Annotated in this window: 5 protein-coding genes and 1 pseudogene; 1 reads left to right on the plus strand and 5 read right to left on the minus strand. The window is 75.0% G+C overall.

Features of this window, described 5'->3' with window-relative positions; translation table 11 throughout:
* Positions 1 to 128: 128 nt before the first annotated feature.
* From AA75_RS01725 to AA75_RS01740, 4 genes are all read right to left on the minus strand, one after another.
* The gene (locus tag AA75_RS01725; RefSeq protein WP_158515427.1) at positions 129 to 1,283 is read right to left on the minus strand and encodes a lantibiotic dehydratase C-terminal domain-containing protein; all 1,155 of its coding nucleotides are present in this window, start codon (positions 1,281 to 1,283) and stop codon (positions 129 to 131) included.
* Positions 1,284 to 1,318: 35 nt separating this feature from the next.
* Entirely contained in the window at positions 1,319 to 4,003 is a 2,685-nt protein-coding gene (locus tag AA75_RS01730) for a lantibiotic dehydratase (RefSeq protein ID WP_051811572.1), read from the minus strand.
* Between the two features lie 113 nt (positions 4,004 to 4,116).
* Positions 4,117 to 4,299: a thiazolylpeptide-type bacteriocin gene (locus AA75_RS01735; protein ID WP_033817874.1), complete on the minus strand. Its 183-nt coding sequence runs from the start codon at positions 4,297 to 4,299 to the stop codon at positions 4,117 to 4,119.
* Positions 4,300 to 4,348: 49 nt separating this feature from the next.
* On the minus strand, positions 4,349 to 4,528 hold the full coding sequence (locus tag AA75_RS01740) for a thiazolylpeptide-type bacteriocin (protein ID WP_033817875.1): 180 nt from the start codon (positions 4,526 to 4,528) through the stop codon (positions 4,349 to 4,351).
* Between the two features lie 1,286 nt (positions 4,529 to 5,814).
* Here AA75_RS01740 and AA75_RS01745 point away from each other — a divergent pair.
* Entirely contained in the window at positions 5,815 to 8,175 is a 2,361-nt protein-coding gene (locus AA75_RS01745) for a M4 family metallopeptidase (protein ID WP_199520238.1), read from the plus strand.
* Between the two features lie 319 nt (positions 8,176 to 8,494).
* Here the strand turns inward: AA75_RS01745 and AA75_RS51600 are convergent.
* Positions 8,495 to 8,653 (minus strand): annotated as a pseudogene (locus tag AA75_RS51600) (IS110 family transposase); the annotation flags it as partial.
* Between the last annotated feature and the right edge of the window lie 97 nt (positions 8,654 to 8,750).

Raw genomic sequence — 8,750 nt, forward strand, 5'->3', positions numbered from 1 at the left:
CCGCAGACCCGCGAGGCCCCGGAGCGGGTCGGGCGTCGCCGCCGGGTACGCCTCGGGCCCGGCCCCGGCGGCCGCGCCCTGCGCGAGCGCCCCGGCGGGTGCGGCGACGGGCGTGACTCGCCCGGGCGTCACGAGGCCCGCTCCACGGCGTCGATGACGGTGTCGACCTGACGGCGCCAGTCGTGCCCCGTCACGGCGGGGGCGGCGCGCACCACCAGGTGGGCCGCCAGGTAGCGCTCCAGCGGGCGCAGATCGCAGACCGCGAACAGCCGGTACAGCGCGTTGGTGCAGGCGCGGTAGACCAGGTACTCCGGTCGGCTCCACATCGCACCCTGCGGGTCCGAGCGGCGCAGCAGCCGGTGGAACTCGCTGTACCGGGTGCGCACGTCCTGGTTCCAGCGCTCGGCCGCTGCGGCGTCGCCGGTGGCGGCGGCCCGCACCCGGTACTCGTACGGGTGCCCGCCGAGGTCCGCGCCGGCGGTGTGGCGGCGCTCGGCCAGCCGCCAGGCGGCGGCCGACCAACCGGCCCAGGCCTGCTCCCAGCCGGTGGCCCCGCCCGCGCCGATCCGGGCGACCAGGGCGGTGACCGCCTTGCCGGCGGCCTCCCAGCGGTCCTCGAAGGCGCGGCGCAGCCGTCCGTCCGGGTCGTCGTGCACCAGGAAGTCCTCCAGGTGGGAGACGTACGAGTAGTGGCCGCCGACCAGCCCGCCGGGGTGCGCGGTGGCGTGCGCGGCGAGCGCGGCCACGGCGAGCTGCACCCGGGCCGCGGCGCCGTCCCGGTTCCGGCCGAGGAAGTCGGCCGCCGCGTGCAGCGCCGGGCGGCCCATCCCGAGCAGCTCGTCGCGCAGCAGCACGCCGTCGGCGCCGATCAGGGACCGTAGTCCGGTGAGGTCGACGCGCTCCACCCGGACGGTGTTGTCGGGCACGATCGGCCCGTACGGCGGTGCGATCAGCTCGGCGCGGCCGGCCTCGGCCGCGGCGGCGAGCAGTTCCCCGGTGCCCTGGTCGCTCACCGAGGGGTGGCGGCGCAGCCAGTCGCGCAGCTGCGCGGCGCCGCGGGCGGCGGTGTCGGCGACCTGCGCCGCCGGGCCGCGCAGCCGCAGCCGAAGGTGCGGGCCGTGCAGCCAGTGCCGCTCCACGTGAACGGTCAGGCCTTCGGCGGCGCAGCGGTCCGCCAGCGGCAGGACCACGCCCCGCAGCAGCGGCCCCTTGACCGGATGGTGGTAGTAGGCGACCACGTCACGGGCGGCGCCGTCGGCCGGGTCGGTGGGGGTCTCGGTCACCGGGGCTGCTCCCTGCTCGGTCGGGTCCGGGGCGGTCATCGGGGCCGCCCGGCGCGGTAGGTCTCCACCACCAGCTCGACGGCCCGGCCGGCCGTCGTACGGGCGCCGGGGGCGGGCAGTGCCTCTTCCAGCACCGCGCCGTCGTCGTGCCGGGCCAGCCACCTGGCCAGGGAACGCAGGTGCAGCGCGTTGCCGAGGTCGAGGAACTGCGGCTTGGGGCGGCGCAGATGGGCCAGGAAGTCGTCCGTCGGGCGGCCCGCCGGGGCGGCCGGGGCCGGGTGCAGGAAGAGCTGTTCGGGCAGGTCGAGCAGGGCCCGCCAGCGGGCGGTGGTGGCGGCCGGCACGGCCCGGTCGGCCGCGAGGTCCGCGCGCAGCGCCTGCACCACGTCGGCCGGCAGCTGCCAGCGCCGCCGGTGCAGCACCAGGTGGCGGTGGCGCAGCCGGGCGGAGCGAACCACCTGGCCGCCGGGGGCCGGGACGGCGTGGCGGTGCACCAGGGCCCGGAAGTCGGCCACTCCGTGCGGCTGGTCGGACAGGAACGGGGCGAGCCGCTGCGGCAGCATGATCGGGGCGAGGAAGCCGCTGTAGAGCACGTCGAGGAGTTCGCCGGTGGCCCGCAGCCGCAGCCTGAGCTGGTCACTGGCTAGGTCGTGCACCAGGTCGACCTCGGCCTCGCCGATCGACGCCCAGCGGCGGTCGGGCCCGATCTCGTCCGGGACGAGCAGCGGGTGCAGGTTGGCGTTGAACCCGCCGACCGGACGGATCTGGGCGGGCCGGGCCCCCTCGCCGAGGCCGTGCCGGATCTGCTCGCGGACCGCGGCGGCGGCGGCCGGGTCGAGCGCGTCGAGGAAGCGGCTGGTGAAGCGGCCCCAGCCGCCGTACACGTGGTTGACGCAGAGCAGGCCGCCGGCGGTCTGCTCGCGCTGTACGAAGTAGGCGTAGCCGGCCGGCCGTGCGGTCGTCCAGGCGGGCAGCCGGTCGCCGAGCCCGGCGATCAGGTCGGCCGGCAGCACCAGGTCGGCGGCGGGGTCTTTGGCGCGGGCGGCGGCGTGCGCGGTGTCGAGCACCTCCCGGCGCAGGGCGGCCAGTTCGGCCGCACCGGTGGGGAAGCGGTCGCGGTCGTGCGGGTCGAGGGCGGCCAGCCGGCCGGCCTCCTCCCAGGCCTCGGCGAAGGCGGAGCCGAACTCCCAGGGGTGGCGGCAGGTGCCGCCCGCGCCGTAGCGGGCGACGAAGCGGTCCCGGGTGATCCGACGCATCAGGTGGCCGAGGTCGAACAGCTCGGCCAGCGCGGTGAGTTCGCCGAGCGCCCGGTGGTCGGCGGGGGTGGGCGCGCCGGCGTGCGGCACCGGCCGGGGTGCCACCACGTCCTCGGAGAGCACGGTGAGCGGCGCGCCGCCGGCCGGCACCGGCCGGCCGACTGCGGTGAGCAACTCGCGCCAGAGGGTGGCGAGTTCGGCGAGCAGCGCCGGGCGCCGGCCGGCTTCCACCGCGGCGAGGTCTGCGCCGAGCCGGGCGATGTCGTCGATCCGGCCGGCCAGTGCGGTGTCCTCGGGCCAGGTGCGGAGCCAGTCGGCGAGCCGGGCGAGCGGGTCGGTGTCCTGCGGGGCCACCGGGTCGGTCGGCACCAGCAGTCCGGCCTCGGCGAGCCGGGCCAGGTACCCGGCGGCCGCCTCGTGGGCGCCGGGGCCGCCCAGCGCGCCGGCCAGCCTTTTGGTCAGCTCCGCCAGGGTGGCCGGTGCGCCGTCGCCGGCCGCGAGGAGTTCCAGCGGGCGCCCGGCGGCGAGTTCGGCCTCGTCCTCGTTGGTCACCAGGTAGCGGCCGCCGGCGAAGACCACCCGGCTGCGGGCGTACGCGGCCCGGCCGGCGGTGATCCGGGCGGTGCTGGTCATCCGGTGCGGCAGGCCGGCCCGGCGGTGCGGGGCGTCGAGCAGGGCCTCGGTCAGCGCGCTCACCAGCGTCCGGTTGGCGCGGACCACGGTCCGCAGGCCGTCCGCCTCGAAGCCGTCGCCGGCCCCCGCGTCGGCGGTGTTGTCGGCCGGGCCCCAGCCGACGGCGGTGAACCAGGACAGCGGGCTGGTCTTGGTGCTGGCCCGCAGCGCGTACCGGAGCACCCCGGGCTCCTCCTTGCGGGCCCGGCGGTCGTCGGCGCCGCGGCCGGCCCGCCCGACGGCCCGCAGCAGGTCGCCGCTGGTGAGGGCGACCGCCCGGGCGAGGGCGGGCTCCCGGCAGAGCGCGGCGAGCGCCGCGCGTTCGGCGGCCAGCGCGGCGGGGGTGGTGCCGTCGGCCGTCCCGGCCTCGGCGTCGAGGTCGGCCAGCAGCGCCGCGCGGCGGGCCCGCCGCACCAGCCAGGCCCCGAGCTGCGGCACCCGGACGGGCAGGTCGCCGAGGCGCTCCAGCAGGGCAGGTCGCGGTTCGCGGCCGTTGTGCAGCGCCCGCCGCAGCGGGAGCACCACGTCACGGTGGAAGGCGGGGGAGTGGAGGGACCGGGCGGCGTACAGCGCGTCGCACAGCTCGGGCGCCGACGCGGCGGCACCGGCCTCCAGGTCGGCCAGTTCGGCGAGCCGGGCCCTGAAGGCCGCGGCGGGCCGGCTCTGGGCCGGGTACCGCAGCACGGTGGCCCGTACGAGCGCGTACGGCGCCGACCGCACGGCGTACCCGTACCCGTCGGGGTCGGCCGGCGTCGCGCTTGCTGCGGCCGCGGGCCCTGCGGTGTACGGCATGCCGGACGCTCCCGGGGGATCGGTGGGTCGGTGGGATCTGGGGGATCGGGATCGGGATCGGGGTCGAGGGCGGTCGGAGACCGCGCCGGGGCGCGGCCCCCGACCGTACGGGGTCAGTACGGCAGCGTCGGCAACTGCGGCTGGGCGCAGGAGGACGAGCCGCACGAGCAGGAGCTGCCGCCGTTGGAGGCGCCGGTCTCCGGGAGCGCGACGGTGTCACGCATCGAGGTCACGGTGAGCTCGCCGAGGTCCAGGTCCTCGAGTTCGAAGCTCAAGCCGTTCTGGTGATCGGTCATCTGGTCTCCCTGGGATCGGAAGGGTGCCGGTACGGACCGGTGGTGCCGGTCAGAAGGCGAGGGTGTCCACCTCGGGCTGGGCACAGGAGGACGAGCCCTGGCAGGAGCAGGAGCCCCAGGAGGCGCCGGTCTCGGGCAGCGCGGCGGTGTCGCGCAGCGAGCTGACGGTGAGGTCGCTCAGGTCGAGGTCCTCCAGGTCGAAGGCGTGCTGCGCAGTGGTGTCGGACATGTGGATCTCCCTTGCTGGGGGATGGACGCCGGTCCGGAGACCCGGGGCGGAACCGGGCGGCGGCCCGGGCGGCTGAACTCCCGGACCGCCACCGGGCCCGTCGGGGCGCCCGTTGCGGAGGTGGCTGACCGCTCTTGCCGTCGGCGACGGCGGAGCGGTACCTGATGGACCGTCAGCCCGTCAGGTCGAGTACCGCTCGACCCTCACTCGGGCCGGACCCCAGGCGGACACGGGCCTGGTGAGGCCTGCCGGCCGGACCGGAGCCGCCCGCTGACCGAGGAACCGGCGACCGGGAGGCCCGCAGCCGTGTCCCAGCACGGTGGCCGTGGTCCCCAAGAGCTTCCCCCCGCAACAGCTTCGACCGTGGCAGAGCGGCCGACCCTGTCCGGGCATCACGCGACCGGTCGGGTACCCCGGCGCGGCCATGATCGGATCGCCGCTGTCGGCGAGGAGCGTCGGGTTCGCCTGCGCCGGCGGCGCGCGGGGTAGGAACTCCAGCCAGGGCGGCAGGAACAGGGCCACGGCCTCGTCTCCGCGCTGGCGTGCCCGGCCGCCCGGGACAAGGAGCGCTCGGCCGTGTCGACGAACCCGCCGTGGTCCCCCATCCTCGGTCCTACCCCGGCCGTCTCGAGGATCCGCCCGGAGTCAGGAGCGCTCCCGCGCGCCCTCATGGTGCAGCGCCCGCCCCCCGGTGCACCGCCCGGCCCGTCGTGAGGTCACCCGGACAGGGCTCCGAGCCCGAGCGCCACCGCCACCGCCCACGGCCGGGCCACCGTCCCCGGCCCGGACGCTGCGCCGCGCGGGAGTGCCCCGTTCACGGCGCGAGGTCATCGAATCCCCGCCCGGCGTGGGTCCGGTCCTGGGTGCCGGGTTCGTCGCTGTCGGCGCGGCGGCCTGTCTGCCTGCCTCGATGCCGGTCGGTCGGTCCCCGGGATGGTTTTTGATCGCCGGTTCGGTCGCCGGCAGGCCCGGCCGGCTCCCGCCAGTCCGGCAGAGATCAACCATTGGCATGTTCTCGCCATGAGTACCGGCTGTTGACGATCCGTCACCTTCGCTACCGTTCTGCCGCTGGGCGGCCACCGCCGTCCCGCACCCCCACGGCTGTGGCAACCCCCGGCCACACTGCGCCCGTTCACCCTGATCCGGTGACGCCCGGGGAGCAGGTGGCCTGCCGCGGTCCGCTCTGCACGTGCGCGAGTTTCCCGTTCCCGGGCCGGCACCGATCGAGGGCGACTCATGACGCCGTTCCTGCGTGCCGTCCCCCATCCCCCAGGGAGGGCCGCCAGTTGCACACCCATGTCAGAAACCCCCGGCGCCGCGGCGCAGTTCGCTCCGGCACGGCGGTGCTCGCCGCCGCCGGGCTCGTGATCGCCGCTCTGACCGCCGCCGGCACGGCGGCCGTGGCGGCGCCGACGCCGCCCGCGCCCGAGTCCTCCCAGCAGTCGGCCGCCACCAGCGCCGACGCACTGGTGGCCAGCCGTCCGGCCTTCCTGCTCGCCGGCCCGCAGGAGCAGTTCGTCCGAGGTCAGGTCGCTTCCTCGAACGGGGCGCAGTACGTGCCCTACGAGCGCACGTACGCGGGCGTTCCGGTGGTCGGCGGCGACTTCGTCGTGGTGACCGACAGCGCCGGGCACGTCACGTACAACTCGGTCGCCCAGCAGCACCCGATCGGCACGCCGTCGACCAGCCCGAGCCTGAGCCGCGCCCAGGCCGAGAAGGTGGCGTCGGCGCAGCTGAAGTCGGTGAACAAGGTCGAGGGCACCCGGCTGGTGGTGTACGCGCTCGGTGACGCTCCGGCCGCCCTGGCCTGGGAGTCCACGGTGAACGGCGTCGGCGACGACGGCTACAGCCGGCTGAGCGTGGACGTCGACGCGAGCACCGGCGCCGTGCTGCACACCCAGGAGCACGTGCTGCACGGCAGCGGCACCGGCGCCTGGAACGGCCCCGCGCCGCTCACCATCAGCACCACCTCCTCCGGTGGCAAGTTCACGATGAGCCCCACCAACATCACGAACATGCCGTGCCAGGATGCCGCGAACAACACGACGTTCAGCAAGACCACCGACACCTGGGGCAACGGCGACGCCACCAGCAGGGAGACCGGCTGCGTCGACGCCGAGTACGTGGCGCAGGGCGAGTTCCGGATGCTCGCGCAGTGGCTGGGCCGCAACGGCATGGACGGCAGCGGCGGTGCCTGGCCGATCCGGGTCGGCCTGGCCGACGTGAACGCCTACTACGACGGCTCGCAGGTCCAGGTCGGGCACAACAACGCCAACCAGTGGATCAGCGCGGTCGACGTCCTCGCCCACGAGATGGGCCACGGCATCGACGACCACACCCCCGGCGGCATCTCCGGCGGCGGCACCCAGGAGTTCATCGCCGACGTGTACGGCGCGTCGACCGAGGCCTTCATGAACGAGCCCGCGCCGTACGCCGTACCGGACTTCCTGGTCGGCAACCAGGTCAACCTGGTGGGCACCGGCCCGATCCGCAACATGTACAACCCGTCGCTGATCAAGAGCAACCCGAACTGCTACTCCAGCAGCATCCCGAGCACCGAGGTGCACGCCGCGGCCGGCCCCGGCAACCACTGGTTCTACCTGCTCGCGCAGGGCTCCAACCCGCCGGGCGGGCCGGCCAGCCCCACCTGCAACGGCTCCACCGTCACCGGCGGCGTCGGCGTGCAGAACGCCCTCAAGATCGTGTACAACGCCCAGCTGATGAAGACCACGGCCAGCTCGTACCTGAAGTACCGCACCTGGACGCTGCAGGCGGCCAAGAACCTCGACCCGTCCTGCGGCCAGTTCAACACCGTCAAGGCCGCCTGGGACGCCGTCAGCGTCCCGGCCCAGTCCGGTGACCCGACCTGCGCGGCCACCGGCAACGACTTCTCGATGGCGGTCTCGCCGGCCTCCGGTTCCGTCGACCCGGGCAGCTCGCTGACCGCCACCGTGTCCACCACGCTCACCAACGGCTCGGCGCAGACGGTGAACCTGTCCGCCTCGGGCCTGCCGGCGGGCGCCACCGCGTCGTTCAGCCCGGCCTCCGTGTCGACCGGCGGTACCTCCCAGCTGACCGTCAACACGGCCGCCTCGACGCCGCCCGGCACCTACCCGGTCACCATCACCGGCGCCGGGACGTCGACCACCCACACGGCCGCCTTCTCGCTGACCGTCAACGGCACCGGCGTCTGCACCCCGGCACAGCTGCTCGGCAACGCGGGCTTCGAGACCGGCTCCGCCGCGCCCTGGACCACCACCAGCGGCGTGGTCGACAACTCCGCCTCCCAGGCGGCGCACGGCGGATCGTGGAAGGCGTGGCTGAACGGCTACGGCTCCGCCCACACCGACAGCGCCTCGCAGACCGTCACCATCCCGACCGGCTGCCGGGCGACGCTGAGCTACTGGCTGCACATCGACACCGCGGAGACCACCACCACGACCCAGTACGACAAGCTGACCGTCAGCGTCAACGGCAGCACGGTCGCCTCGTACAGCAACCTCGACAAGAACACCGGCTACGCCCAGAAATCGGTCGACCTGTCGTCCTACGCGGGCCAGAGCGTCACGCTCAAGTTCAACGGCGTGGAGGACTCCTCCCTCCAGACCAGCTTCGTGATCGACGACACCGCCGTCCAGACCGGCTGAACCTGAACGGGTGAACCACGAGGGCCTGGCCGCCGCAGCCGCCAGGCCCTCGTCCCGTCGGGGAAGGCGTTCGCCGTCCCGTACGGCCGGAGGGTGGGGTACCCCCAGGTGTTCGGTCAGGGAGGGTGAGCGGCCGATCGGAGATCCTCCGGCAGTCCGATGGGCATGGAGGACGAGTCGACCGTCTCGGTGTCCGCCGGTGTGCGGCCGTGCAGCTACTGCGGTCACCCGGCGGGCATGGAGTCGCAGGACGAGTACGACTGTCCGGTCTGTGGGGATCCTGAGTCCCGGTGACCGAGGTCGAGGCGGGCTCGGATCCGTGGAAAGTGCCGTCGCGGAGCATCGCGAAGAGCGCATCGGCCCGACGTCGGGCGAGACGGAGCACGGCCTGGGTGTGGTGCTTGCCCTGGGCGGCGGTCTTCTTGTCGTAGCAGGCCCGGGACGCTGGCTCGGCGATAGCCGCGAACGCAGACAGGAAGAAGGTTCGGGAGCGTCGCTCGCCGACGGGCCGGCCGACACCCGGCCAGGTTTCAGCAACGCGCCGGTACGGGCGTTGTGACCCCGGTCCACCCCCG

The organism is Kitasatospora sp. MBT63 (genome assembly GCF_000710465.2).
Classification (GTDB): domain Bacteria; phylum Actinomycetota; class Actinomycetes; order Streptomycetales; family Streptomycetaceae; genus Kitasatospora.

What these genes read in the sequence shown, in the direction of transcription:
- AA75_RS01740 (WP_033817875.1), bottom strand. Translation starts at nt 4,528, where the DNA reads ATGTCCGACACCACTGCGCAGCACGCCTTCGACCTGGAGGACCTCGAC.
- AA75_RS01730 (WP_051811572.1), bottom strand. Translation starts at nt 4,003, where the DNA reads ATGCCGTACACCGCAGGGCCCGCGGCCGCAGCAAGCGCGACGCCGGCC.
- AA75_RS01735 (WP_033817874.1), bottom strand. Translation starts at nt 4,299, where the DNA reads ATGACCGATCACCAGAACGGCTTGAGCTTCGAACTCGAGGACCTGGAC.